The organism is Chromobacterium sp. CCUG 76385, assembly GCF_059916625.1.
The window spans coordinates 157,248-181,789 of the sequence record NZ_JAUCGU010000002.1 but is presented as its reverse complement, the minus strand read 5'-3'; the positions used below and the strand labels follow the sequence as shown (position 1 = coordinate 181,789).

Genomic DNA, 24,542 nt, shown 5'->3' with positions numbered 1-24,542 from the left:
CCTCTCGGGCCGGAACGCATTTGGCAAATCTGCGCGCGGCGGCGGAAAGACTCGGCAAGAAATGCGCAAGGACACTAGGCATGATTTTCGGGTCAGGGAAACGCCCTGATTTTCCGGAGACAAAACATGCGAAGCATCTCACTTGCCGCGCTGTGCATCGCCTTGGCCGCCGCGCTGGCGACGCCTGCCCAGGCCTCGCCCAAGCCGTACAAAATGCCGCACCAAGCGAAAATACAAGTCCGACAACCGGCCGCGCCGCGGCTGTGGCAGCATCGTCCGCCAACTGACTTCCAAGCCCGCTATCGCCTGCAAGACAACCGCACCGTGATCGGCCGGCCGCTGAAGAAACTGATCCGCCACGCCGCCACGCCGCAGTGCCAGGACATGAACGCGCTGGCCAGCCACAGCGGCGCCGATCTGGCCAACTACCTGGCCACCCTGCCCGACTACACCTGCGCTTACGGCCTGTTTGCGCTGGATAAGAACCTGGCATCTACGATCTTCACGTCCTCGAATCTCAACGCGGCGGCCAGCCGCTTCATCCAGGAGGCGGCAGCCTATGACGCCTCGTCGATGGCGCTGGTGAATCTCACCTTGTACCTGCGCGCCGGCTACTATCTGGCCAGCACCGGCACGCTGCCGGCGCTCGACCCCAACCTTCAATCCTTGCTGCGTCCCGGCATCCGTCAGCTGACGGATGGCGCCGCGCTGTTCGCCGCCAACGCCCAGGCGCCCACCACCGCCAATGAAGTGATGACGCTGATCACCAATATGGCGGATGAGGCCTATTACCTGCCCTCGATACGCGCCATCATCCAGCGCTACACCAACAGCGCGGCCAATCCCAATGCCGCGCTCGCCCTGCGGGAAAGTTCGGCCAGCCGCGGCTTCACTGGTGCGCTGACCGTGCTGTTCTACGCCCATGGCCGCGCCAATGCCTTGCCGCTGCTGCAGAGTGACGGCAGCTATGCGGCGGCGCTGACTCAGTTCGTGCTGGCAGACAAAACCAGCCTGATCGGCACCGAAAGCGCCTTCCAGCTGGGCGACGCCACCCGCGAGGGGCTGCGCTTCATGCAGTACCCGGCGCTGCTGCCATCGATCAAGCCGCAGGCCAAGACCATTCTGGCCGGCAGCAGCATGACCGGCGCCGACAACGAGATGTGGCTGGCGGCGGCGGAAGCGGTGAAGTACTACGACAACAACAACTGCGCCGAGTACGGCACCTGCGGCTTCGAAACCAGGCTGGCCGACGCCATCCTGGTCAACCGCTACACCTGCAGCCCCACCATCCATATCCGGGCGCAGGAAATGACCGCGGACCAGATGCAATCGTCGTGCGCGCTGCTGCAGAAGGAGGAATCGTACTTCCACCAGATGCTGCAGACGCATAACCAGCCGGTGGCCAACGACAACAGCACCTCGCTGGAGGTGGTGGTATTCGACGACTACGACAATTACTCCAAGTACGCCGGCGTGATTTACGGCATCTCCACCGACAACGGCGGCATGTATCTGGAAGGCAATCCGGCCGATCCGAACAACCAGGCCCGCTTCATCGCCCACGAGGCCTCGTGGCTGCGCCCGGTGTTCAAAGTGTGGAATCTGGAGCATGAATACATCCACTACCTGGACGGCCGCTTCGACATGTACGGCGACTTCGCCGCCGCTACGCAGCAGCCGACCGTATGGTGGATAGAGGGGCTGGCCGAATATCTCTCCTTGCGCAACGACAACCAGACCGCCATCGACGTCGCCAAGACCGGCAACTACAAGCTGAGCCAGATTTTCGGCAACACCTACGACATGCCGGACTATGTCACCCGCGCCTACCGCTGGGGCTATATGGCCACCCGCTTCATGTTCGAGCGGCACCGCGCCGATATCGACGCCATGCTGCCGCTGTGGCGCAAAGGCGACTACGCGGGCGGCTATATGGGATTGATGCGGCAGATCGGCAACCGCTACGACGGTGAGTTCACCGCCTGGGCGCAAACCGCCACCACGGCCGGCCAGCCGCCGCTGCCCCCGGCCTCCAGCCTGCCGCCATGCAATGAAGGCTATCCGAACCGGCTGGGCAAGAACTGCTCGATCACCGCATCCGCCGCCGGCGCCGCCTACGCCACCATTCTGCTGCCGGCCGGCGCGCGCAATCTGCGGCTATGGACCAGCGGCGGCACGGGAGACGTGGATCTTTATGTCGCCAAAGACCGCTACCCGACACCGGCCAGCTATGACTACGCCTCGGCCAGCATCGGCAATGAGGAGTCCGTCGCCATCCCCGCCCCGCAAAGCGGGCATTGGTATTATCTGACGCTTCAGGCGAAGCAGCCGTTTGCCAGCGTCAGCGTCAACGCCAGTTACGAATAATCCAATCAGCCGCGGCGCAGCCCTCGCCGCGGCTTTCTTGCAAAATGCATGAAGTTGATCCATGTTATCCATGTAAATGCCAAGTAAATAATTGGCACCGGGATGGCATCGCCACCACGCCGCCGCCAGGCGGCCTTGCGCAAGGATCGTCACAACATGCACATGTCCCTTCAACAGCCATTTCTGATCAGCGAGCTGCCCGCCGCCCGCACAATGGCATCGCTGTTCGACCACCTGCCCGATGTCGTATTCGCGATCAAAGACTTGAACAGCCGCTACCTTGCGCTCAGTGAAGGCTGCGTATTGCGCTGCGCGCTGCGCAACCGTTGCCAGGCGGAAGGCCGCACCGCGCACGAGCTGTTTCCCAGCGTCATGGCAGACCGCTACCACGCGCAAGACCGCTCGCTCTACGCCGAGCGGGCGCCGCTGCGCAACCGGCTTGACCTGACCGTCTACCCCGACGGCGCCCACGGCTGGTGCCTGACCAGCAAGCAGCCGCTGCAACATCCGGATGGACGACTGCTCGGCCTGGTCTGCATTTCGAAAGATCTGGCCGATCTGACCCGGGAAAAACTGCTCGATGAGCGCTTCGCCTCCTGTGTAGACCACATCCAGACCCACTACCACCGCCCGCTGCATCTGGACGAGCTGTGCGAACTATCCGGCCTCAGCATCGGTCAGCTGGATCGGCGCATGAAACGCGTGTTTCAACTCAGTACCGGCGACTTCATCCGCCGAACCCGCATGGATGCGGCCAGCCACGCCATTCGACACAGCCGTCGGCCTCTGGCGGACATCGCCACGGCTTGCGGCTTCTCCGACCAGAGCGCCCTCACCCGGCTATGCCGCCAGTTGCTGGGCGTCAGTCCTCGCCAGCTCAGAATCGGCCTGACTCGCGGCTGAAACGCAGCCCGGATCAGGCCCTGTGGGATATGATGGAATCCATTCAACCGTTTCTCCGGGAGAGTCGGTTACCGCCATGGATTTCGATCACCTCATAGACCGCCGCGGCACCGCCAGCGAAAAATGGGACAAATACGCCGGGCGCGACATCCTGCCGATGTGGGTGGCCGACATGGACTTCGCCGCCGCGCCCGCCATCCTGCGCGCCCTGCATCAGCGGATAGACCACGGCGTGTTCGGCTATACCCATGTTCCGGCCTCGCTTGTCGAGGCGGCGCAAGCGCATCTCATGGCGCATTATGGCTGGGCCATCCAGCCGGAATGGCTGGTCTGGCTGCCCGGCCTGGTGCCGGCGCTGAATGTGTCGTGCCGCGCGGTTGGCGCCCCCGCCGATGCCGTATTGACCACGACGCCTATCTATCCCCCCTTCCTCAGGGTGCCGCAAGAAGCCTCACGCGCGCTCCGCGCCATCCCCTTGCTCATCGGCGATGGCCGCTGGCAATGGGACTGGCCCGCGATGGAGCGCGCGGCGCCGGGCGCGAAGCTGCTGTTGCTGAGCCATCCGCACAACCCCACCGGCCGTTGCTGGGACGAGGACGAATTGAAGGCGCTGATCGCTCTGGCCAAGCGGCACGAGCTGATCATCTGTTCGGACGAAATCCATTGCGATCTGATTCTGGCGCCGCGGCGCCATCGTCCGCTCGCCGCTGTCGATCCCGACTTCGCCGCGCGCACCATCACCTTGATGTCGCCGTCCAAAACCTGGAACCTGGCCGGCCTGGGCTGCGCCTTCGCCGTCATTCCGGATAGAACGCTGCGCAGCCGCTTCCGCCGCGAGATGTCGCATCTGGTGCCGCCGGTGGGCGCGCTCGCTTATGTCGCGGCGGAAGCCGCCTACCGGGATGGCGAATCATGGCGGCAGGCGCTGCTGGGCACGCTGCGGCGCAACCGCGACCGGCTGGCGCAGGCTTTCGCCGACAGCCGCCTGCCGTTGATTCCACCGGAAGCCACCTACCTAGCCTGGTGCGATGCCCGCGCGATCCATCCGGACAACCCGTTGCCGGAATTCGAGCGGCTGGGGGTCGGCCTCAGCGATGGCCGGGATTTCGGCAGCCCCGGTTGGCTCAGGCTGAACTTTGGCTGTCCGCCAGCCTTGCTGGAGGAAGCGTTGCGACGGATCATGCCCTTGCTGTGAAAACGCTTGCTCAGGCAGGGACCGAGCTGTCGCCACCGGCGGACATCAGCAGTCCGGTATAGGCATAAGCCGCGATATTGCCGAATACGAATTCCACCGCCTGTCTGTCCGGCCAAGCGGCTTTGGAAACCGACTGCAGCAACTGGCAGGCGCCGTCCACCACTTTGTCCGCAGGGCAGTCCGTTTGCCCCTGCGTCCGCGCGGTTTGCAGTTCCTGCACCAGGCGGGCAATGGAAATCGCGTCAGCCAGCCCCATCGGCGCCAGCTCAAAAGCGGCGTCGCCCAGATGCCTGCGCACAATGGCTTGCGACATCAGACGCAGAATGAAGCGAAACGGCAAACCGGTATGAATGGCAAGCAAAACCGGGTCCATGTCCAGCAGCTGGTCAATCGATGACACCCCTTCCGCCTCCAATTGGCTCGCGATGGCAGGCGTCACGCCATCCAGCGAGAGCAAGGGATCCGGTTGATCGGTTTCGTTGGTACTCAGCTTGCTGTTCACCAGCCGGCGCAGCAGCTTGATGATGCTGTCTATCGGCAGAGCCCCGAGCGCAAAAGCCACGCCCACCGCCGCGCTGGCCGGCAGCGCCAGCGTGATCGAATACGCGATGGGCACCGCCAGCAGCATGCGCAGCACGTACCAATAGACGTCGGACACATTCAGACAACGCTTGCGCACGCTGTTCACCGCATCGCCCACCACAAACATGTACGCGCCGCTCATCGCACCGGCCTGCAGTTCAAAGTGGCCGAACTGCGCCAGGTAACCCGTCAAGGGATGGCCGCCCGGCAGCATTTCCTTCAATGGAAACAACACCACGTAATTGGCCTCGAAAAACACCACGAACAACAATAGCGTCAACGGCACCATGAAGGCATCCGGCCCATATTGTTCGCGATAAATCGCGTCGAACAGCCCGGCCGCCCTCGCCTGCTGCTGAACGTCCGTCCCTGCCTGTCCTCGCGCCAGCGCGCCCGTCGCCTCGGCCCGCCGGTGCCAGAAGTGCCACAGATACTGGGACAAGGCATTTCCCCATAGCTGGTTGCCGAATTCCTCGTAGCGCGTCCACCAGCCGTGGTCGATGAAACGCAGATACGGCGTGGCCGCCAGCATCACCACGAACAGGGTCAACCCGCCGGCGAGCAATGCCAGGATCAACGGCAATTTCAAACCGACGCCCATCGCCAGCGACAAAGTCAGGCTGAGCAGGATGATCGCCGCGCCGATGCGCCGCCCGACCTTGCGATGGTTAGCGACCGGCGGATCTTCTTCCGCCACCACGTAAGAATCGTCAAGCGCCGGGCTGTCGATAGGATTCGCCATCATTCTCTCCATCGTTGTGAACGGAAACCGCGCCCGGCCGCCAGATTCCTGCAGCATAGGCGGCGGCCCCTAGGGGCTGTTGACGTTTGGTGAGTGGATCGCGTTTGCGCCGATTTGGGCCGGAAGCAAGGCGCACAGTCCGCCGCATAGTCATTCTATGCAAGGGCTGGGCAACGTGGCTTCCGGCCCAAAGCGGCCAAACCCGCAGGGCCGGGCGCCTTTCGCGCCGACTCTTCGTTGTTCCGCGCTGGCAGAGAATGACTATGCGGCGCGCGAAACGCCTCGATTCGGCGCAAAACGCATCCCGGCGCGACCGCTCACCAAACGCCAACAGCCCCTAGGCCCGGCTACAGGTAGAAATGCTGACTGCCGGACTTGGCGGCTGGCCGCCGCGTTGCGCGCGTCTTGACATCGCCTCTGCCCTATCTATAACCAGCACATGCCAAATATTCCATTGTGCCAGCATGGATAAGTAATAACACCTATACGGCATGAATCAATCGCAAGGGGAATCGTTCGCCTGAAGGGCACTACCGTCCGCACATTTACGTGGGAGAGTGGATACATGAATCTGCTGCAACGCGCCGCCACACCAATCAAACAAGCCCAACACAATCTGGGGCCGCTCGCCGAACTACCCGGCACCTGGGTGGGACATGGCTATAACTTGATCGCCGTACCGGACTTCCAGAACAAGCAAATCTTCCGTCTGATCGTCAACACCACCAAGGAAACCCTGACTTTCACACCCATCGGCGGCCCGATTCCCAATCGCGGCTCGAAACAGGACGACATCTTCCTGTACGGCCTCACGTATCTGCAGCAGGTCAACGACGCCGCCACCGACGAGGGCATCCATACAGAGCCGGGCCTGTGGCTGAATGTGCCGCCCACCAGCGATCCGGACGCGCCGTCCACCATCGTGCGCCAGGCCACCATTCCGCATGGCGACGCCCTGCTGGCGCAAGGCCAGTCCTCCAGCGAGGCCCGCGCCCCCGTCATCGCCCCCGTCAGCCCGCTGCCCACTCTGCTGCCAGGCACCCCGCAGCCGCCGCTGGGCTACATCGACCCGTATTTGAACGGCCAGTTCCCCCCGGGCTTCGACATGCAAAACCCCAACCAGGCCTTGGTCAACGTGCTGAGCCAGCAGGCGGAGCAAGGACTGAAGATCGTCAATACCACCAATCTGCCGGTGAGCTCCAAGAACGTCGGCGCCGTCGTCAACATCCCCTTCATTGTGGTCAACGCCAACGCCACGGAGATGAATTCGATCTTCTGGATCGAAACCGTGCAGCGCCCGGACGGCAGCCAGTTCCTGCAGCTTCAGTACACGCAGACCGTGCTGCTGGTATTCGACGGCATCGTCTGGCCGCACATATCCGTCGCCACGCTGATCAAGCGCTGAACGCAGGAAGGCGCGCGCCGCTTGTCGCGCGCCCATCACCACTCGCGGAGGCAACATGACTATCCAGGCCGACTCCAAAAAACCGTTCGGCATGCTGTTCGACCGCGTCAGCGGCCAGCTCAGCGCCGAGGACAAAGCCTGCGGCGACAGCCGCAAACCGCTGCAGGACATGGCCCAACTGGCGATCATGGTGGAAATGACCACCATCCCGCCGTATCTGACCGCCCTTTACTCCATCAGCGACCCGAACTGCAAGGCTTACCAGTTGCTGCGCAGCGTGATGATGGAGGAAATGTTCCACATCAATCAGGCCGCCAACCTGATGGTGGCCATCGGCGGCAGGCCTAAAATGACCGGCGTCTACGCGCCAACCTATCCCTGTTATCTGCCGCACGCCAATCCCAATACCACGCCTTTCATCGGCTTGTGCCGCGCCTCGCCGCAGGTATTCAACGACACCTTCACCGCCATCGAGACGCCGGCGCCGCCGCACGCCCCGGCCCGCGGCAACAACTACAGCTACATCGCCCAGCTGTATGACGCGCTGGAAGACGGACTGGAGGCGTACCAGGGCGCCCAACCGCTGTTCCAGCAAAACCCGGATGCCTGCCAGCGCACCGATATCTATCTGGGCAAGTTCGGCGGCACGCCGATACAAGTGACGGATCTGGCCAGCGCCAAGCTCGGGGTGCGGCAGATCGTGCAGCAGGGCGAAGGCAGCGTGCCCGAATCGCAATCCATGATTCCGATCGAGCCGTGGGCCACCTACAACACCTATGGCGAGCGCACCGACGGCACCTACGGCCCCATCATCGGCACCCCGTACGAGATGTCGCACTTCAAGAAATTCCGCACCGTGTCGCTGGACAAGGACAGCTTTCCGGACAGCTACCCCATCGTGTCCAACCCCAAGCGCAGCGACTTCACCAATCCGGTGGCGATCGAGCTGGCCGAACTGTTCGACATCGCCTACAGCCTGATGCTGGATGCGATGGAGCACAGCTTCGCCGCGCGCGCCGGCCACGCCAACGACACCTTCTTCACGCTGGCGCTGCCGCTGATGCACCAGGCCATGCCTAATCTGGCGCGCCGGCTGATGAATACGCCGCTGCACAAGGATACCAACAGCAGTGTCGGCCCCAATGGCGCCCCCACCTACCTGTACCAGCCTGGCAGCAATCTGCAGGACTTCGCCAATCGCCTGCAACAGGCCGTCAAGACGGTGGGACAGCAGGTATCGGACCCGGACGAGCGCCAAACGCTGGAGCAAACGCTGGCCGGCGTGCGCGCCAATGTCAACCAGCTGATCGCCGCCGTTCACGCCCAACACGCCTAAGCTCCTGGAGGCACCATGATCGAGTATCGGATCTACCCCGCCATCGGCATCGCCCGCGTCGGCAACGCGCCGGAAAAGTTCTACATCGAACCGGACCGCTACTGCGGCCTGCCCATCATGCCGGACGGCAAGCCGTTCACGCAGCAGGACTTCCGCGACGAGCAGGGCCGGCTGTGCCGGCAGGCGGCGCGCTTTCAGGTATATAAGGTGGAGAACGGCGTCAGCGAACCGTTGACGCTGTCCAGCGCCGGAATCAAAACCATCCGCTGGACTGCCCACCTGGCCAACAAGAAACCCAGCTGGTACACCTTCGTGCCGGCCGAGGGCGAGGACGGCTACGCCTCGAACCACCCCTTGCGCAACCCTCAGGTGGCCGACCGCCACACCCTGCTGATCGACGTCGGTCCGCGCCAGATCGCCGGCCGCGGGCAACAGGGCGTACAGTTCAGCAGGCACACCGTGCCGGCCGACTACCAAGGCGCCCATTTCCCGCCCAGCCCGCTGTACCCGATGAAGGATTCGATCGACACGCTGGGCGAACTGCGCACCGACCAGGATGGCCGGCTGCTGGTGCTGGGCGGCTACGGCATCTCCGGCTCCGCCGACCCCGACGCCACCATCACCGACTATGCCAATAACGACGGCTGGTGGGACGACACCTCGGACGGCCCGGTCAGCGCCGTCATCGAGTTCAACGACGGCACGGTGATCGAAGCCCTGCCCGCTCATGTGCTGGTGGCCCCGCCGAAGTACGCGCCGGAAGTCCCGAATCTGGTGACCTTGTACGACACCATCTTCGACGCCATGGTGCGCAGCGGCCACTATCCGGAGATCTACCAGAACGGTTTCTGGAAGTCCGGCAAAAGCGGCTTCCTGCCCAATTTCCACACCGAAATCCGTCCGCTGCTGGAGCGCGCCACCTATATGCCCTGGGTATCGGCGATACCGCCCAAACCTCACCAGTTCGACTTCGGCATGCTCGGCGCCACCGGCGCCGACGGCCTGGGCGACGAGGCTTTCCGCGGCTTCCGCCAGTACATCCTGGACTTCATCCGCCCGCCCAGCCAGGAAAACGACATCCTCAGCGCCAACGGCGCGACGATGATGCCCTATCTGGCCGGCGACAACTGCCTGGTGCCCAGCACCGCCACCAGCAAATACATGCGGCTGACCGACACCCAATACTTCATGTTGCAGCAGTGGGTGGCCGGCTGTTTCGTCAACCGGGTTGTGGAGGAGGACGCCACGGCCGACAGCCTGACCCGCGCCGTGCTGGAAAACTGCGTGGGCGGTCCCTTCTCTCCCGGCATCGAGATGACCTGGATCTCGCGCAATCCGGCCATCTACCGCGAGCCGTTCCGCATCCGAAACCACTTTGTGCCGCAAGGCCCGTTAAGCCTGGATTTCGACCTCCAGCGCGGCATGGAGCCGGGCGACCTCACGCGCTATATGGCCATCCCGTGGCAAGCGGACTTCAACGAATGCTCGTCGCAGCCGATTGATGGCCGCACGCTCTGGTGGTGGCCGGCGCAGCGGCCGGAATACGTCTACCTGGAGCCGCGACCTCAGCCCAGGACCATGCAGGCTTCGCCGCCGCCGGCGCCGGATCAGGAAACCGGCAAGCAAGTGCCATGGATAGGCACCGACTACGACCAGATGGCCAGCGACTACATCAGCTTCGCCGAAGACATCGAGATGGTGAAATACTGGTCCGGCCTGGGCTTCATCATGGAAAAGCAGGTGGACGGCGAACGGCGCTTTGTCGAAGTGGAGCGCGCGCTGCCGCGGCCGTTCAACCCGGAAGACCTGCCGCCGCCCAATGTCCGCTAAACGCTATGACGTGCTGATCGCCGGCGCCGGTCCGGCCGGCTGCGCCGTCGCCCTGGCCTTGCAGCGCCTTGGGGTCGAGACGCTGCTGGCCGACCGGCCGCTGGCGCAGCCGTTCCGCATCGGCGAGTCCGCCACGCCTGACGTGGCGGGCCTGCTGCAGCGGCTGGACATGCGGATCGACCTCGCGGGCCACAGCCCCTACCACGGCAACCTGGCGCTGTGGGGCAGCGACCAGCCGCAACTGGACCACTTCCTGTTTCGCGGGCGCGGCCACGGCTGGCACCTTGACCGCAGCGCCTTCGACCGCATGCTGCAGCAGGAAGCGATGGCGCGCGGCGTCGCCTTTCTAGGCCAATCGGGCGTGGACGGCATTGCGCCGGATGAAGATGGATGGAAGGTGCAGGTGCGCGGCATGGGGGAGGTTCGCGCGCGCGCGCTGGTCGATGCCGGCGGACGGCGCTCGCCGCTGGCCGCCAGACTGGGCGTAGCCCGCCATCGGCTGGACCGGCTGCAGGCGCTGGCCTGCCATGTCGAAACCGCCGGCGGCTTGAGCGGATATTCGCTGGTGGAGTCCAGCCCCCACGGTTGGTGGTACGCCACCGCGCTGCCGGACGGACGCGCGCTCGTTGCCTTGATGACGGATCAGGATCTGGCGCGCGAGCAACGCCTGGACCACGCCGACAATTTTATGGCCGCCTGGCGCGCCACCCGCTTGCTGTCGGAACGGCTGCCGCCGCCACTGCGGGCCGCGCCGCTGCACGCCTTCGCCGCGCACAGCGGCTGCGTCGCCCGTGCCGCCGGACCGAACTGGATCTGCGTCGGCGATGCGCTGATGGGACTGGACCCCTTGACCTCGTCCGGAATCAGCGGCGCGCTCAGCGACGCCTTGGCCGCGGCGCCGGCCATAGCCGGCATGCTGGATGGCGACCTGGCCGCAGCGCGCCACTACACGCAACGCGCCAACGACAGCTTTCGCCGCTATCTTGCGGAGCGGCGCCAACACTATGCCCTGGAAACGCGCTGGGCGGAGTGGCCGTTCTGGCAGCGCCGCCAACTAGCCAGGCACCCCTCATCCGCCTGAACCTCCGGCGGCTTGGCCCATGCGCGTGGTGGTGGTCGCCTGCGGCGCATTCCGTTTGTCGAAGAAATGCCCCATCAGGCTAAGCAATGGCCGGCGGCGGTTGCGCAAGGAAAAAGCCAACTCGCTGACCCGCTCCGGCGGGGAGTCCTCATTCATCGCCACCACCATGGCGTTGGCCTGTGCCAACTGATGCCAGGGTAGCCAGGGAAAGGCATGGTGAGTAATGTGCAGATTGAAGTTCAGAATGACAAAACGCGACCACAAAGGCACATGCGCGCAATCATGCGTGTAGGCATCCTGCTCCCATAATTTTAACCCAGGATGATCCGCGGCTAGAATCGGCGCTTCGGCATGGTGCGGCAGATTCAGCAACTCCACCATCAGTAGCAGGAACAACCAGATCGGCAGATAGAATCCGGCTAACTTCCCCAGCATCTGATGTTGGCTGGCCACGACGATCAGCACCGCATAAGCGGCCGCGTACAGGCAGTTGAAGAGACGTTGCTGCCAGACCCGATTACCCGGCGCAGGCCGCGCGCGGAACGGCGCCAGCCAATGAGCGATGAAGTGGTTCAGCGCAATCATGGGGATCCACCATTTCCACATCCGTTCCAGCCGTCGCGCTTCCCGTTCGGTCATCACCGCAAACCGTTCAATCATTCCCCGATTTTCCGGGTCGTTGACCGAATGCGCGGTCCAGGCATGATGAGCCAGGTGGTTCTGCCGGCGCACCAGATACGGCAAGCCGATGAACCAGGAACATACGTGGCCCACACATCCATTGACGAAACGGTTCTGCGACACCACGCCGTGACAAGCCTCATGCATGATCAGGTACAGCTGCATCAGCGCCAGCGCCGCAAGCGGAAGCGCGATCAGTCTGGGCGCCAGCGACTCAGCGTTCCATGCTTCCCAGGCACCTCCGATGACGGCGATGTCGGTCAGCCACAGCAGAATGGTCCACGGCCCTTTGGGGCCATTGGGAAAACGCTGGCGCACCGCCAACCATTGTTGTTTCTGCATCGGCCCTTCCTTTCGTCAGATAGTAGCGCCAGCGCGCAGCGGCTTCGGCTCGCGGAGTGCCGGAACATCCTGCAATAAAGCAGCAGCCAGCGTGATCCAGGCTTGATCGAGCTCGGCCACTTCCTCGGCAAAGCCGTGGACCAGCGGCTGGGCATCAAAGTCGCGCCACACCAGCAGCAGGCAATCGAAGCGCATGCCATTTTCCCAATGCCAGGCAGGCAGATAGGCGGCGATCTCGAAACCCATGCGCAGCATGCTGGCGATCAACGTAGTCTTGTCCGCCAGCACTCTTGCGCTGACATAACGCACATCGCCCTGTTCGATGAGAAAAGCACGCAACGCGGCCTCAACGGGCTGCTCGCCCCGATACGTGCCGATGAACAGCGCCTGGATGGCATCGTCTCGGGAAAAATGAAACGCTCCGTCGCATTCAGCGCACTCATGTCCTGTAAAACTGGTTGCCGGATAAACGCCGGGCAGCATCCGCAACCCCAGCGGGGCGTACAGCCGCTCTCGAACAAAGGCCGAAGCCAGAATGGCCTGCACATTGGGCGCGACGTGAGGAAACGGTTCGTAGTATGGGGGGTGCATCGCCAACAGGTGGTATTCGCGCACGCCGGCCACGGTGTTGGGACCGCCATCGTGGCCAAGCAAAACAGTCGTCAGGAATTTCCGCACCGCGCGCAGAGAAACCGGCTGACGCAGCGTGCAGAACCCCAATTCGCCGACCTTGGGCGACACGCTCTCCAGGCATAGGCGACAAAGCGAGGAAACGATCCCCATCTGTCGCAGCGACGGTAGCACCGCGCCAAAACATACCTCCCGGGAATGGTTCCATGGATAGATCGCCAAACAAACGCAGGCGCCAATGCCATCTCCCCACTCAACGAGCTGCCAGTGCATCCAGCCGGATGCAATGCCATCGCGAATGAACTGTTCCTGCTGACAAGGATGGCTGGTATCGCCATAAGTCAGCTGGAACAAGCGCGCCAAGCCTCCCGCATCGCTCAAGGAAGCTTGCCTCGGCGCCAGTCCGCGTGTCGTCGCATCCTGTTCTAGGCTCCCGACAGGATTGTGATTTTGTAAAGCAGCAATCTCATGCATAATCATGCCAAATGAATAACAATTGACTGCAAAAGCACTTCCCAAGAGCCAGCATGGGAAAGGCCTGCATCCATGTACAAACAGCCCGTCAATTTAAATGACAAATGGGAATTTATCAGGCAATCATGTCAGTAAAAAGTCTTTGCAGACAGCAGACAAACCTCAGATAGCCATACCCTGTTCCAAATATCAGGTTTCCGCGACCAATCACGACACAAAGATACGGTGAATACCCAAGCTAGTTTTGATCCCGCCAATTGCTCGAAATTACGAGATAGTCAATTCAAAAATGACAAGATTATCCAGAGAATCACCCGTTCCACACTGCCAAGCATGGACTCGGCCCCGCGGACGGCGGGGTCCGTTGCAAGCAACGCCAGAGGCTGGTCTGGTGGAGATCAAACTGAATGAGCCAAACAAAACGGCCGCGCTTGGCAAAGCGCGGCCGTTCCCGTCCCAAACCGGCAAGACGATTTATTCGTGGATGGCTTCCACGGCGATGGTGATGGTCACTTCGTCGCCGACGTAAGGCGCGTACTTGCCGGCGTTGAATTCGCTGCGCTTGACCACGGTGCTGGCATTGGCGCCGATGGCGTCCTTCTTCAGCATCGGGTGCGGCTGCTGCAGGAAGCTGCTCAGCGTCAGCGTCACCGGCTTGGTCACGCCTTTGATGGTCAGATTGCCTTCCACGGCAGTCGGCTTGTCGCCGTCGAACAACACCTTGGTGGACTTGAAGGTGGCGGTCGGATACTGGGCGGTATCGAAGAAGTCCGCGCCCTGGATGTGGCCGTTGAACACCGGGTAGCCGGTGTCCACCGATTTCATGTCGATGGTGACGTCGACGGAGCCGGTCTTGGCTTCCTTGTCCAACACGATCTTGCCGCTGGTTTTGTCGAAACGGCTCAGCTGGGTGGAAAAGCCGAAGTGGCTGTAGGAAAAACGCGGGAAGGTGTGGGTGCCGTCGATGACGTAGGTTTCCGGCGCGGCCAGCGCGGCGCTGCTGAAGCCGGCGAAGGCCACGGCGGCCAGAGTGAGGCGAGTCAGTTTATTCATGGCTTCTTTCCTTGGTTGAAAGCGGCCGCGCTTATTTGGCGCGCGCCAGCAGGTGGAACTTGATCTGGATTTCATTGGCGACGGTGCCGAAGTCCTTCCAGTCGCCCTCGCCGATGGCGAAGTCGGCCCGCTTGATGTTCAGCGCGCCATCAAAAGCCGCCATCGCGCCCTGCGGCGTCATGGTGGCCACGGTGCTGACAGCCTGGGTACGGCCCTTGATGGTCAGCTTGCCGTCCACCTGGAAGCGGTTGCCGCCCAGCGGCTTGATGGCGCCGGACACGAAGCGGGCGGTCGGATACTGCTTGGTATTGAACCAGTCCTTGTCAGACACTTGGTCATTGGCCTCGGCCGATCCGGTGTCGATGCTGGCGATGTCCACCGTCAGCTCAGCCTTGGATGCGGCCGGCTTGGCCGGATCAAAATTCAGCACGGCGGAGAATTTCTTGAACTGGCCTTGCATGCCCACGCCCATCTGCTTATAGCCGAAGGCGATATGGCTCTTGTCCTGCTGGATGGCGGTGTAAGCCGCCGCGCTGGCGGCCAAAGGCGCAGCCAAGACGCTGCCCATGAGCAAGGACAGCGCAAGGGATTGGATTTTCATGTTCGGTTCTCCGGGTAAGGGTCAGGAACGCGCGCGCCACGGCAGCATGCGGCTCAGCACATCGTCCTTGTCTAGCAGATGATGTTTCAGGGCGGCGGCCGCATGGCCCAGCACCGTCGCCGCCAGCAGGTAATTCAACGCGGTGTGGACCGCGCCGAGGCGATGTCCCAGCTCTTGGTTTGGCGCAATCAGATCCGGCAGCGGCAGCACGCCGAAATAGACCGTCTGCACGCCCTTGGCCGAGCTCATCAGCCAGCCGGACAGCGGGATGGCGATCATCAGCAGATACAGCACCAGGTGACCGACATGCGCCAACGCCCGCATCGCCGTGCCCATGCTGGTCGGCAGCGCGGGCGGCCGGTGTCCAAAGCGCCAGATCAGGCGCAGCCAAACCAGCAAAAACACCGTGACGCCAGCCCATTTGTGCCAGGAATAAATCTTCAGCTTGAACGGCGACAGCGGCAGGCCATGCATGTAGAAGCCGACGCCGAACAGGCAGAGCAGCATGATGGCCATCAGCCAGTGCAGGAAGATGGCGGTGGAGGTGTAGCGCGTTTGGGACATGGAAGCCTCTGCTGGAAAGTCAAAGCTGCATGGCAGCCGACGGACGATGCTCAATGTAAGCGGTTTTCATTTCACGAAATAGCCCGGCTAAACAAATTTATTGTTTCTCATTAATAAACAATAGATTCTCTCACTGCCAAAATAGCGGCAGTCCAGTTCATATCTTGACATCCACGCATTGCCAATAAAATTAAAAATACCAAACAGATTTCCAAGCCGCCATTTCCCGCTCGACGCGGCCGCAGCGACACCTGCGCCAACTGTCATGGCGCTCGCCCCCTACCCTATCTGCAGATAAAGGAGACTACTTCATGCAAACCAGCAGCAACGGCATCCAGCTGATCCAGCAATTCGAAGGGCTGCGGCTGACCGCCTATCAGGACTCGGTCGGCATCTGGACCATAGGCTATGGCCACACCGGGCCCGATGTCCGGGCGGGCCTGAGCATCAGCGACAGCCAGGCTACGCAGTTGCTGAGCCAGGACTTGCAACGCTTTGAACAGGGCGTGTCCAATCTGGTCAAGGCGGCCATCAACCAGAACCAGTTCGATGCGCTGATCAGCTTCAGTTACAACCTGGGCCTGGGCAATCTGCAAAGCTCCACCCTGCTGCGCTTGCTGAACCAGGGCGACTACCAGGGCGCGGCTGGACAGTTCCCGCTGTGGGACAAGGCCGGTGGCCAGGTGTTGCCCGGCTTGCAAAAACGCCGTCTTGCCGAGCAGGCGCTGTTCCTGACGCCTGTCACCGCAACGGCCTGACCCTAGCCAGCGAATAATCGCCACAGTCCCCCCGTCCGCTGCTAAGCTGGGCGGGTTCGTCATTTTGCCTAGCCGTCATGCCAGATTCCCGCCCTGCGCGCGGCGCGTTGCTGTGCCGGCGCTGCCAGTACTACTTCGTCACCTACCATCCCAGCTTCCCCTACGGCTGCCGGGCGATGGGCTTTTCCAGCAAACGCCTGCCCTGCCTCGATGTGCAGGAGGCCTCCGGCCAGGCCTGCATGCGCTTCGTTCCCAAAACGACGCCCCCGCGCGGCTGACTTGGCATGCGGCCGGTCGGTTCAGGCTCAGCCTGAACGCGCCACTGCCTCCCGGTCATATAGTTGTCGCTGCCCTGCCGCCATCTCCGCCCCAGCCTCGAGTCAGCTGCTTACCTCAGCCAACCCCCGCGCCATATCCAACTGATTGCCCCTCTCCCCCAACCGCAACAAACAACCCGGCGTCATTATGACAAGCAGCGCAAACAGCGTAAATTCGAGCAAAAATTCCACTACATACTATTGATTTTCATAATATTTCCCAAGCCATCATCGGTGCGACAAATTTACCGCATCAAAAAATACGATTAGATTACCGCCGCCGTCCTCTCGTATGTTTGGATCAGCGCCCCTTCAAGCGCAGCACACCCCCAAAGGAGGATGTCATGAATGAGGAGACTCTGAAGAAGATCCAGTCCAATCCGAAGTACTTGGAACTGGTCCACAAGAAAACCAGCCTCGGCTGGACCCTGGCCATCGTCATGCTGGCCATTTATTACGGCTACATTCTGGTATTGGCTTTCGACCCGTCCTTGCTGGGCAAGCCGCTGTATGCAGGCGCCACCATGACGGTGGGCATCCCGGTGGGCATCTGCATCATCCTGTCCGCCTTCGTGCTGACCGGCATCTACGTGCGCCGCGCCAACCGCGAGTTCGACCCGCTGACCCAACAGATCGTCGAGGAGTCCCGATAATGCAGCCACGCAAACTCTCCCTGGCCGCCTGTACGGCGGCCCTGCTGCCCACGCTGGCCTTGGCGGCGGGCGCGATAGAAGGCGATGTCAAGCAGCAGGCCACCAACTGGCACGCCATCATCATGTTCTTCCTGTTCGTCGCCTTCACGCTGGGCATCACCTACTGGGCGGCGCGCCGCACCAAGTCGGCCAGCGACTTCTACGCCGCAGGCGGCGGCATCACCGGTTTTCAGAACGGTCTGGCCATCGCCGGCGACTACATGTCGGCGGCGTCCTTCCTGGGCATTTCCGCCCTGGTGTTCGACAAGGGCTACGACGGCCTGATCTACTCCATGGGCTTCCTGGTGGGCTGGCCCATCATCCTGTTCCTGGTGGCGGAGCGGCTGCGCAACCTTGGCAAGTACACCTTCGCCGATGTGGCGTCCTACCGCCTGCAGCAAGGACCGGTGCGCAGCTTCGCCGCGCTGTCCACGCTGGTGGTGGTAGCGATGTATTTGATCGCGCAGATGGTGGGCGCCGGCAAGCTGATCCAGCTCTTGTTCGGCATGAGCTATGGCTCGGCCGTGCTGATGGTGGGCGTGCTGATGGTGTGCTACGTGCTGTTCGGCGGCATGCTGGCCACCACCTGGGTGCAGATCATCAAGGCCGTGCTGCTGCTGGCCGGCGCCACCTTCATGGCGTTGATGGTGCTGGCCACGGTCGGCTTCAACCCGGAACTGATGTTCGAGAAAGCCGTCGCCGCGCACAGCAAGGGCATCGCCATCATGTCGCCGGGCAAGGCCGATCCGATAGACTCCATCTCACTGGGCCTGGCGCTGATGTTCGGCACCGCCGGCCTGCCGCACATCCTGATGCGCTTCTTCACCGTCGCCGACGCCAAGGAGGCGCGCAAGTCGGTGTTCTTCGCCACCGGCTTCATCGGCTACTTCTACATCCTCACCTTCATCATCGGCTTCGGCGCCATCATGCTGGTGCTGAATCAGCCTGGGATGATGGAAACGGTGATGAAGGACGGCAAGGCCGTGCATCAGCTGATAGGCGGCAGCAATATGGCAGCCATCCATCTGGCGGACGCCGTTGGCGGCAACATTTTCCTCGGCTTCATCTCCGCCGTGGCCTTCGCCACCATCCTGGCGGTGGTGTCCGGCCTGGCGCTGTCCGGCGCCAGCGCGGTGTCGCACGATCTGTACGCCAGCGTGTTCAAGCACGGCAAGGCCAACGAGGCCGACGAGATCCGCGTCTCCAAGATCACCACCGTGGTGCTGGGCGTGGTGGCCATCGTGCTGGGCCTGGTGTTCGAGAAGCAGAATATCGCCTTCATGGTGGGCCTGGCCTTTTCCATCGCCGCCTCGGCAAACTTCCCGGTGCTGTTCCTGTCGATGTTCTGGAAGGGGCTGACCACGCGCGGCGCGGTCATCGGCGGCCTGATCGGCCTGCTCAGCGCCGTGGTGCTGATCGTGCTGGGACCGACGGTATGGGTGGAGGTGCTGAAGCATGAACATGCCGTCTTCCCGTACAAGAACCCGGCCATCTTCTCGATGACCCTGGCTTTCGTCGCCACCTGGCTGATCTCGGTGCTGGATACGTCCAAGCAAGCCGCGGATGAAAAGGCCAAGTTCGACGCCCAGTACGTGCGGGCGATGACAGGCATCGGCGCCAGTGGCGCCAGCAAGCACTAAATGTCAATATCATAGACAGGCCGCGCGTCTTCACGGCGCGCGGCGACAACATCAAAGACTCTGGAGAAATACATGTCGACGCTAGATTCCATCCTCAAGGAAACCCGCAGCTTCGCCCCGTCGGACGAGTTCCGCCGCAAGGCGACGATCAGCGGCATGGAGGCCTACAACGCCCTGTGCGAACAGGCCGACGATCACTACCTGTCGTTCTGGGGGGATCTGGCGCGCGAACTGATCACCTGGAAGAAGCCGTTCTCCCGCGTGCTGGACGACAGCCAGGCGCCGTTCTTCAAATGGTTCGAGGATGGGGTGCTGAACGCGTCCTACAACTGCCTGGACCGCCACCTGGCCGCCAACGCCAACAAGATCGCCATCATCTTTGAAGCCGACGACGGCGACGTCACCCGCATCACCTATGCCGAGCTGCACCGCCGCGTCTGCCAATTCGCCAACGGCCTGAAAAGCCTGGGCGTCAAGAAGGGCGATCGCGTGGTGGTGTACATGCCGATGGGCATTGAGGCGGTGGTGGCCATGCAGGCCTGCGCCCGCATCGGCGCCATCCACTCCGTGGTGTTTGGCGGCTTCTCCGCCGGCGCGGTGCGCGACCGCATCCAGGACGCCGGCGCGACGGTGGTCATCACCGCCAACGAAGGCAAGCGCGGCGGCAAGAACGTGCCGCTGAAACCCACCGTGGACGAGGCGCTGGCGCTGGAAGGCGCCGAATCGGTCAAGCACGTGGTGGTCTACCAGCGCACCAACGGCGGCGCCAACTGGACCGATGGCCGCGACGTATGGTGGCACAAGCTGATCGAAGGCCAGAGCGAAACCTGCGAACCGGAATGGATGAACGCAGAAGACCCGCTGTTCATCCTCTACACCTCCGGCTCCACCGGCAAGCCCAAGGGCATCCAGCACAGCACCGCCGGCTACCTGCTGGGCGCGATGAACAGCTTCCGCTGGGTGTTCGACTACAAACCCAACGACGTGTACTGGTGCACCGCCGACGTAGGCTGGATCACCGGCCACAGCTATGTCTGCTACGGCCCGCTGGCCAATGCCGCCACCCAGGTCATCTTCGAAGGCGTGCCCACCTACCCGGACGCGGGCCGCTTCTGGAAAATGATCGAGCAGCACAAGGTTTCCATCTTTTATACCGCGCCGACGGCGATCCGCTCGCTGATCAAGCTGGGCGCCGACCTGCCCAAACAGTACGATCTGTCGTCCTTGCGCGTGCTGGGCACCGTCGGCGAGCCGATCAACCCCGAAGCCTGGATCTGGTATTACGAAACCGTGGGCGGCGGCCGCTGCCCCATCGTCGACACCTGGTGGCAGACCGAAACCGGCTCCGCGATGATCGCGCCGCTGCCGGGCGCGGTGCCCACCAAGCCGGGCTCCTGCACCCTGCCCTTGCCCGGCATCATCGCCGATATCGTGGACGAATCCGGCGCCCAGGTGGAACCGGGCCGCGGCGGCTTCCTGGTGATCAAGAAGCCCTTCCCCAGCCTGGTGCGCACCATCTGGAACGACCCGGACCGCTTCAAAAAGACCTACTTCCCGGATGAATTCGACGGCAAATACTACCTGGCCGGCGATTCCGCCCACCGCGACGAGAGCGGCTATTTCTGGATCATGGGCCGCATCGACGACGTGCTGAACGTGTCCGGCCACCGCTTGGGCACCATGGAGATCGAATCGGCGCTGGTGGCCAACCCGCTGGTGGCGGAAGCCGCGGTGGTCGGCAAGCCGCATGATGTGAAAGGCGAGGCGGTGGTGGCCTTCGTGGTGCTGAAAGGGCCGCGCCCGCAGGGCGACGCCGCCAAAACCGTGGCGGCCGAACTGAAAAACTGGGTGGCGCACGAGATCGGCAAGATCGCGCAGCCGGACGACATCCGCTTCGGCGAAAACCTGCCCAAGACCCGCTCCGGCAAGATCATGCGCCGCCTGCTGCGTTCCATCGCCAAGGGCGAGGAGATCACCCAGGACGTGTCCACGCTGGAAAATCCGCAGATCCTGGCGCAGCTGCAGCAGCCGCTGTAATACCCGAGGAGAGCCTGATTGGCCGTCGCCCGCGCGACGGCCTTTTTTCTTTTAAAAACATCAGCGCCACGGAAACACAGGAAAAACCCGGAAATAGAAGGCAGACAGCCAGCCGCTCGCCAACAGCGCGATGAGCGCCTTGCCCGTTGCCAAAATGCAGCGGAATGCCCGCCGCGCAAGCATGCATGGACCTTGTCCGTGTGGTTCCGTGGCCAATAAAGTTTACGGTTTATTGAAAACGAATCCGCGGCGAACGACACGCCATATGCCACAGATCATGCCATTGTCCATGCAGCAGCATGCTCTTCTCGGCCTTGCCAAACACCGTAAAGCCATTGCGCTGCAGCACCTTGAGCGAGCCAGGATTGGCCGGCCGCACCGTGGCCTCCATCCTGGCCAGACCAAGTTCGCCGAAGGCCAGCTCGCGCAGGGCGGCCAAAGCCTGGCTGGCGATACCTTGTCCGGCATGCGCTTCGCCTATGTGGTAGCCCAGCTCCGCCTTGTGGAAATATCGCCGCTCCACTCCGCGCAGATTGATGCGGCCGACAATCTCATCGCCTCGCCAGATCAGATACTGATACCCGGCATCGGCCTTGGCCTCCCCCGCCGCGGCGTCTATCGCATCCCGCACCGCGTCCAGCCGGTAATAAGCCTCAGGCCGCGCATTGATCCAGTGCTCGAAATAGGTACGATTGCTCAGCTCGAAAGCCAGCAGCGCCTCTGCGTCCTCCGCTTGCGGCGGCAACAGCCGAATGCTCATCCTCATCCCTCTGATCATCTCGCCCAGACTGCAGATCAATAAAAATCAAATAGCATACCACCGAAGTAAAGCGATCCGGCAGCGCGCCGCCGCTGGCCGGCGTCATATTTATCTGCGATGATCCAAATCAGTTACAGACCTGACCATCAGGCACCGTCGATGAGAATAAAGATGAACACGCCAGCCCGAATCCCCGCCCTCAGCGTTGCCGCTTTGGCCGCAGCCGCTTGCCTCGCCCTGTCCATGCCGGCCCGCGCTGATGAAAACGGCGTCAGTTTCTGGCTACCCGGCCAGATCGGCACTTTCGCCGCCGTGCAAAACGACCCGGGCTGGTCCTGGAGCTTCAGCGCCTATCACGGCAAAGCCAGCTCCGAGAGCGTCAAGCGCAACAAAAAAGGCACGGTCTCCGCTAGCCTGCAAAGCACGCCGAATGATTTGCTGTTTGTCGCGCCGACTTACACCTTCGCCACGCCGGTAGCCGGCGCGCAGCTGGCGGTCTCGATGACCGGCTACTATGGCCGCGCCGAAGCCTACGCCAGCCAATCCACCACCACCGTGCACGGCAGAACGCGCTCGCAGAGCAGCGATGACGTCCACGACGGCTTCGGCGATCTATACCCGATGGCGACGCTGAAATGGAATCGCGGCAACCACAACTACCTGGCCTACGCCACCATCGGCGTGCCGGTCGGCGCCTACGATCCCAACCGCAACGCCAACCTGGGGCTGAACCACTGGTCTTACGACGGCGGCGGCGGCTACACCTATCTCAACGAAAAAAGCGGCACCGAATTTTCCGCCGTGCTGGGGCTGACATTCAATCAGAAGAACCCGGACACCGACTACAAGAACGGCAACGATGCCCACCTGGATGTCTCGCTATCGCAGTTTCTGAACGAAGACTTCCACATCGGCCTGGTCGGCTACGCCTACCATCAGCTGGAAAACGACAGCGCGCCGGGACTAGGCAAAAAAGATTACAAAGCGCGCGTCGCCGGCCTCGGCCCGCAGCTGGGCTATTTCTTCAAAGTGGGCCAGCAGAAGTGGTACGCCAACCTGAAAGCCTACGACGAATTCGACGCCTACAACCGCACGTCTGGCTGGAACGCCTGGCTGTCGCTGTTTGTGCCGATCTGATTGTTCGAGCGGAAGCCCGGAGGGCGTTCCGTCATTGATGATGTCAATCAGTGGCAGATCGCCCCGCAAGCGGGGCATCTGCCCTACGCACATCACGTTGCGCCCAGCGATACCCGACCCACACGGTAAAGCTCGCAACCAGGTTCCAGATTGCCCGGAGCCTCGCGCATCAGCACGATGCGCGTGAGCGACCACTCGGCCGGATCGAAAGCGCTTGCCGCCGTCACCGTGTTCGAATCGAGCAGTTGCGTTTGCCCCCAGTCCGCCTCGGCCGCGCGCCGGGCAGTCAATCCTTCTTCTGCAGTCAACGGCAGGCGCTCGATTACGGCAAAGCCAGCTTGCGTCGCAGCGCTTTTGCACTCGCCGAACCAGGCCACGGCGCCATTCACAACAGGCCGGCCAAACGATTCGCTCAGCGCGGCGAAACCGGGGCCGGACAGGAAGTCGCGCATGCCCTCCGCCGTCCGCCACAGATAAAACGGCGCATAGGCATTGGCAGCAGCGCCCGGCTCGCCCTTGATCGCATACAGGTAGGCCTTGAACGCCAATCCCGACAGCCCGTCGGTCAGATGGCCGCGCTCGGCGATGCGGCGCTCGATGATTTCCATCGGATAATCAGTCGGTAAAACGATGCGATATTGCATGGTCAGCATGATTGCAGCTCCTGTCGGCTCAATGTCGAGGCTTGGCGGCCATGGCTGAACGACCAGTTGTCCATCTCGCCGTCAGCAATCACCACCAGCAGGTCAGCCGGGGCCAAGCCAGGCGATTCGGCCAGTATCTCCGCCATCCGCGCAAACAGGGCAGCCTTGGCTGCTGCCGTGCGCGGCCGGCCGGTCTGGATGGCCACCATCGCAAAATCATCTGAACGCGGCCCGCCTGCGTAGTCGCGGTCGAAGATCATTTCGCCCGGCTCATTCAGGTGGATCAGCTGGAAACGGTCGGCCGGCGGCACGGCAAAGCATTCCACCATGGCTTGATGAATGCCGTCGGCCAAGGCGCGCAGGTACTGCGGCGGCTTGCCCTTGAGCAGGGAAATGCGGGCATAGGGCATGAGGCTCTCCTTATCTTGTCTGATCGGCCAGAACGGCATCCAGCTGCTCCAGCGCGGCGGTGGCGGACGGCCAACCGACATAAAAGGCAAGATGAGTCAGCAGCTCGCCCAATGCCTCTGCGCTTAAGCCGTTGTCCAGCCCGCGTCTCAGGTGAAATTCCAGCGCGTGCGGACGGGCCTGGCCCAGCACGGCGGCGAGAGTGATCAGGCTGCGCTCGCGCGGCGACAATGCGCCGCGCTGCCAAACATCGTCGAACAGGACTTCGCGCGTCAGTTGGTCCAGCTTGGGCGCGAGGCGAGACAAGGCTTCAGTTGCGGAAAACATGACTGGCTCCTGCGTGGTGAAAGACATGCGCTCACT

At 62.5% G+C, this 24,542-nt stretch carries 23 protein-coding genes; 13 read left to right on the top strand and 10 right to left on the bottom strand.

The features are described 5' to 3' along the window. The first annotated feature begins 126 nt into the window (after positions 1–126). The 3 genes from QUG01_RS02705 to QUG01_RS02695 all read left to right on the top strand — a co-directional run bounded on the left by QUG01_RS02705 (position 127) and on the right by QUG01_RS02695 (position 4,465). Positions 127–2,367, top strand: coding sequence for a M9 family metallopeptidase (locus QUG01_RS02705; RefSeq protein WP_500828768.1), 2,241 nt, complete (start codon positions 127–129; stop codon positions 2,365–2,367). Positions 2,368–2,523: 156 nt separating this feature from the next. After that, positions 2,524–3,270, top strand: coding sequence for a helix-turn-helix domain-containing protein (locus QUG01_RS02700; protein ID WP_500828767.1), 747 nt, complete (start codon positions 2,524–2,526; stop codon positions 3,268–3,270). A gap of 76 nt (positions 3,271–3,346) precedes the next feature. Next, positions 3,347–4,465 carry a MalY/PatB family protein gene (locus QUG01_RS02695; protein ID WP_500828766.1) on the top strand — a complete coding sequence of 373 codons (1,119 nt, stop codon included), beginning with the start codon at positions 3,347–3,349 and terminating at the stop codon, positions 4,463–4,465. A 10-nt stretch (positions 4,466–4,475) separates the two neighbouring features. Here QUG01_RS02695 and QUG01_RS02690 read toward each other — a convergent pair whose 3' ends face one another. Next, positions 4,476–5,789 carry a hypothetical protein gene (locus tag QUG01_RS02690; RefSeq protein ID WP_500828765.1) on the bottom strand — a complete coding sequence of 438 codons (1,314 nt, stop codon included), beginning with the start codon at positions 5,787–5,789 and terminating at the stop codon, positions 4,476–4,478. 565 nt (positions 5,790–6,354) lie between these two features. Between QUG01_RS02690 and QUG01_RS02685 the strand changes: the two genes are divergently transcribed. The 4 genes from QUG01_RS02685 to QUG01_RS02670 are packed head-to-tail and all read left to right on the top strand — an operon-like array spanning position 6,355 to position 11,441. Continuing rightward, positions 6,355–7,194, top strand: coding sequence for a heme-binding protein (locus QUG01_RS02685; protein ID WP_500828764.1), 840 nt, complete (start codon positions 6,355–6,357; stop codon positions 7,192–7,194). 55 nt (positions 7,195–7,249) lie between these two features. Continuing rightward, positions 7,250–8,530, top strand: a complete 1,281-nt coding sequence (locus tag QUG01_RS02680) for a ferritin-like domain-containing protein (protein WP_500828763.1) — start codon at positions 7,250–7,252, stop codon at positions 8,528–8,530. Between the two features lie 15 nt (positions 8,531–8,545). Beyond that, positions 8,546–10,360, top strand: a complete 1,815-nt coding sequence (locus QUG01_RS02675; protein WP_500828762.1) for a LodA/GoxA family CTQ-dependent oxidase — start codon at positions 8,546–8,548, stop codon at positions 10,358–10,360. Further along, positions 10,350–11,441 (top strand): NAD(P)/FAD-dependent oxidoreductase, encoded by a 1,092-nt coding sequence (locus QUG01_RS02670; RefSeq protein ID WP_500828761.1) that lies wholly within the window; start codon positions 10,350–10,352, stop codon positions 11,439–11,441. Before QUG01_RS02675 ends, QUG01_RS02670 begins: the two co-directional genes overlap by 11 nt. Here the strand turns inward: QUG01_RS02670 and QUG01_RS02665 are convergent. The 5 genes from QUG01_RS02665 to QUG01_RS02645 all read right to left on the bottom strand — a co-directional run bounded on the left by QUG01_RS02665 (position 11,430) and on the right by QUG01_RS02645 (position 15,786). Further along, positions 11,430–12,464: a fatty acid desaturase family protein gene (locus tag QUG01_RS02665; RefSeq protein WP_500828760.1), complete on the bottom strand. Its 1,035-nt coding sequence runs from the start codon at positions 12,462–12,464 to the stop codon at positions 11,430–11,432. The two genes, QUG01_RS02670 and QUG01_RS02665, sit on opposite strands and share 12 nt — an antisense overlap. A 15-nt stretch (positions 12,465–12,479) precedes the next feature. Beyond that, the gene (locus tag QUG01_RS02660; RefSeq protein WP_500828759.1) at positions 12,480–13,475 is read right to left on the bottom strand and encodes a hypothetical protein; all 996 of its coding nucleotides are present in this window, start codon (positions 13,473–13,475) and stop codon (positions 12,480–12,482) included. Between the two features lie 567 nt (positions 13,476–14,042). Next, positions 14,043–14,621 carry a YceI family protein gene (locus tag QUG01_RS02655; protein ID WP_500828758.1) on the bottom strand — a complete coding sequence of 193 codons (579 nt, stop codon included), beginning with the start codon at positions 14,619–14,621 and terminating at the stop codon, positions 14,043–14,045. Positions 14,622–14,652: 31 nt separating this feature from the next. Beyond that, positions 14,653–15,222 carry a YceI family protein gene (locus QUG01_RS02650; protein WP_500828757.1) on the bottom strand — a complete coding sequence of 190 codons (570 nt, stop codon included), beginning with the start codon at positions 15,220–15,222 and terminating at the stop codon, positions 14,653–14,655. Between the two features lie 21 nt (positions 15,223–15,243). Then, the gene (locus tag QUG01_RS02645; RefSeq protein ID WP_500828756.1) at positions 15,244–15,786 is read right to left on the bottom strand and encodes a cytochrome b; all 543 of its coding nucleotides are present in this window, start codon (positions 15,784–15,786) and stop codon (positions 15,244–15,246) included. A 311-nt stretch (positions 15,787–16,097) separates the two neighbouring features. Here QUG01_RS02645 and QUG01_RS02640 point away from each other — a divergent pair, with 311 nt between their 5' ends. From QUG01_RS02640 to acs, 5 genes are all read left to right on the top strand, one after another. Then, positions 16,098–16,544 (top strand): lysozyme, encoded by a 447-nt coding sequence (locus QUG01_RS02640; RefSeq protein ID WP_500828755.1) that lies wholly within the window; start codon positions 16,098–16,100, stop codon positions 16,542–16,544. Positions 16,545–16,621: 77 nt separating this feature from the next. After that, positions 16,622–16,822, top strand: a complete 201-nt coding sequence (locus QUG01_RS02635; RefSeq protein ID WP_500828754.1) for a hypothetical protein — start codon at positions 16,622–16,624, stop codon at positions 16,820–16,822. 383 nt (positions 16,823–17,205) lie between these two features. Beyond that, a complete protein-coding gene (locus QUG01_RS02630) occupies positions 17,206–17,514 on the top strand; it encodes a DUF485 domain-containing protein (protein WP_103318538.1) in 309 nt (102 codons plus the stop codon). Continuing rightward, on the top strand, positions 17,514–19,193 hold the full coding sequence (locus QUG01_RS02625; RefSeq protein ID WP_500828753.1) for a cation acetate symporter: 1,680 nt from the start codon (positions 17,514–17,516) through the stop codon (positions 19,191–19,193). The genes QUG01_RS02630 and QUG01_RS02625 overlap by 1 nt, the downstream gene beginning before the upstream one ends. 72 nt (positions 19,194–19,265) lie before the next feature. Next, positions 19,266–21,230 carry an acetate--CoA ligase gene (acs, locus tag QUG01_RS02620; protein ID WP_500828752.1) on the top strand — a complete coding sequence of 655 codons (1,965 nt, stop codon included), beginning with the start codon at positions 19,266–19,268 and terminating at the stop codon, positions 21,228–21,230. Between the two features lie 229 nt (positions 21,231–21,459). Here acs and QUG01_RS02615 read toward each other — a convergent pair whose 3' ends face one another. After that, a complete protein-coding gene (locus QUG01_RS02615; RefSeq protein ID WP_500828751.1) occupies positions 21,460–21,990 on the bottom strand; it encodes a GNAT family N-acetyltransferase in 531 nt (176 codons plus the stop codon). 171 nt (positions 21,991–22,161) lie between these two features. Between QUG01_RS02615 and QUG01_RS02610 the strand changes: the two genes are divergently transcribed. Beyond that, on the top strand, positions 22,162–23,127 hold the full coding sequence (locus QUG01_RS02610; RefSeq protein WP_500828750.1) for a SphA family protein: 966 nt from the start codon (positions 22,162–22,164) through the stop codon (positions 23,125–23,127). A gap of 92 nt (positions 23,128–23,219) precedes the next feature. On the opposite strand, the gene QUG01_RS02605 is transcribed toward QUG01_RS02610, so the two are convergent. From QUG01_RS02605 to QUG01_RS02595, 3 genes are read right to left on the bottom strand one after another with little or no spacing between them, the layout of a single operon-like run. After that, positions 23,220–23,780, bottom strand: a complete 561-nt coding sequence (locus QUG01_RS02605; protein ID WP_500828749.1) for a DUF4865 family protein — start codon at positions 23,778–23,780, stop codon at positions 23,220–23,222. Continuing rightward, on the bottom strand, positions 23,774–24,181 hold the full coding sequence (locus tag QUG01_RS02600; RefSeq protein ID WP_500828748.1) for a tautomerase family protein: 408 nt from the start codon (positions 24,179–24,181) through the stop codon (positions 23,774–23,776). The genes QUG01_RS02605 and QUG01_RS02600 overlap by 7 nt, the downstream gene beginning before the upstream one ends. A 10-nt stretch (positions 24,182–24,191) precedes the next feature. Further along, positions 24,192–24,506, bottom strand: coding sequence for a carboxymuconolactone decarboxylase family protein (locus tag QUG01_RS02595; protein WP_500828747.1), 315 nt, complete (start codon positions 24,504–24,506; stop codon positions 24,192–24,194). Positions 24,507–24,542 lie beyond the last annotated feature (36 nt).

What these genes read in the sequence shown, in the direction of transcription:
- QUG01_RS02705 (WP_500828768.1), top strand. Translation starts at nt 127, where the DNA reads ATGCGAAGCATCTCACTTGCCGCGCTGTGCATCGCCTTGGCCGCCGCG.
- QUG01_RS02700 (WP_500828767.1), top strand. Translation starts at nt 2,524, where the DNA reads ATGCACATGTCCCTTCAACAGCCATTTCTGATCAGCGAGCTGCCCGCC.
- QUG01_RS02695 (WP_500828766.1), top strand. Translation starts at nt 3,347, where the DNA reads ATGGATTTCGATCACCTCATAGACCGCCGCGGCACCGCCAGCGAAAAA.
- QUG01_RS02690 (WP_500828765.1), bottom strand. Translation starts at nt 5,789, where the DNA reads ATGGCGAATCCTATCGACAGCCCGGCGCTTGACGATTCTTACGTGGTG.
- QUG01_RS02685 (WP_500828764.1), top strand. Translation starts at nt 6,355, where the DNA reads ATGAATCTGCTGCAACGCGCCGCCACACCAATCAAACAAGCCCAACAC.
- QUG01_RS02680 (WP_500828763.1), top strand. Translation starts at nt 7,250, where the DNA reads ATGACTATCCAGGCCGACTCCAAAAAACCGTTCGGCATGCTGTTCGAC.
- QUG01_RS02675 (WP_500828762.1), top strand. Translation starts at nt 8,546, where the DNA reads ATGATCGAGTATCGGATCTACCCCGCCATCGGCATCGCCCGCGTCGGC.
- QUG01_RS02670 (WP_500828761.1), top strand. Translation starts at nt 10,350, where the DNA reads ATGTCCGCTAAACGCTATGACGTGCTGATCGCCGGCGCCGGTCCGGCC.
- QUG01_RS02665 (WP_500828760.1), bottom strand. Translation starts at nt 12,464, where the DNA reads ATGCAGAAACAACAATGGTTGGCGGTGCGCCAGCGTTTTCCCAATGGC.
- QUG01_RS02655 (WP_500828758.1), bottom strand. Translation starts at nt 14,621, where the DNA reads ATGAATAAACTGACTCGCCTCACTCTGGCCGCCGTGGCCTTCGCCGGC.
- QUG01_RS02650 (WP_500828757.1), bottom strand. Translation starts at nt 15,222, where the DNA reads ATGAAAATCCAATCCCTTGCGCTGTCCTTGCTCATGGGCAGCGTCTTG.
- QUG01_RS02645 (WP_500828756.1), bottom strand. Translation starts at nt 15,786, where the DNA reads ATGTCCCAAACGCGCTACACCTCCACCGCCATCTTCCTGCACTGGCTG.
- QUG01_RS02640 (WP_500828755.1), top strand. Translation starts at nt 16,098, where the DNA reads ATGCAAACCAGCAGCAACGGCATCCAGCTGATCCAGCAATTCGAAGGG.
- QUG01_RS02635 (WP_500828754.1), top strand. Translation starts at nt 16,622, where the DNA reads ATGCCAGATTCCCGCCCTGCGCGCGGCGCGTTGCTGTGCCGGCGCTGC.
- QUG01_RS02630 (WP_103318538.1), top strand. Translation starts at nt 17,206, where the DNA reads ATGAATGAGGAGACTCTGAAGAAGATCCAGTCCAATCCGAAGTACTTG.
- QUG01_RS02625 (WP_500828753.1), top strand. Translation starts at nt 17,514, where the DNA reads ATGCAGCCACGCAAACTCTCCCTGGCCGCCTGTACGGCGGCCCTGCTG.
- acs (WP_500828752.1), top strand. Translation starts at nt 19,266, where the DNA reads ATGTCGACGCTAGATTCCATCCTCAAGGAAACCCGCAGCTTCGCCCCG.
- QUG01_RS02615 (WP_500828751.1), bottom strand. Translation starts at nt 21,990, where the DNA reads ATGAGCATTCGGCTGTTGCCGCCGCAAGCGGAGGACGCAGAGGCGCTG.
- QUG01_RS02610 (WP_500828750.1), top strand. Translation starts at nt 22,162, where the DNA reads ATGAACACGCCAGCCCGAATCCCCGCCCTCAGCGTTGCCGCTTTGGCC.
- QUG01_RS02605 (WP_500828749.1), bottom strand. Translation starts at nt 23,780, where the DNA reads ATGCTGACCATGCAATATCGCATCGTTTTACCGACTGATTATCCGATG.
- QUG01_RS02600 (WP_500828748.1), bottom strand. Translation starts at nt 24,181, where the DNA reads ATGCCCTATGCCCGCATTTCCCTGCTCAAGGGCAAGCCGCCGCAGTAC.
- QUG01_RS02595 (WP_500828747.1), bottom strand. Translation starts at nt 24,506, where the DNA reads ATGTTTTCCGCAACTGAAGCCTTGTCTCGCCTCGCGCCCAAGCTGGAC.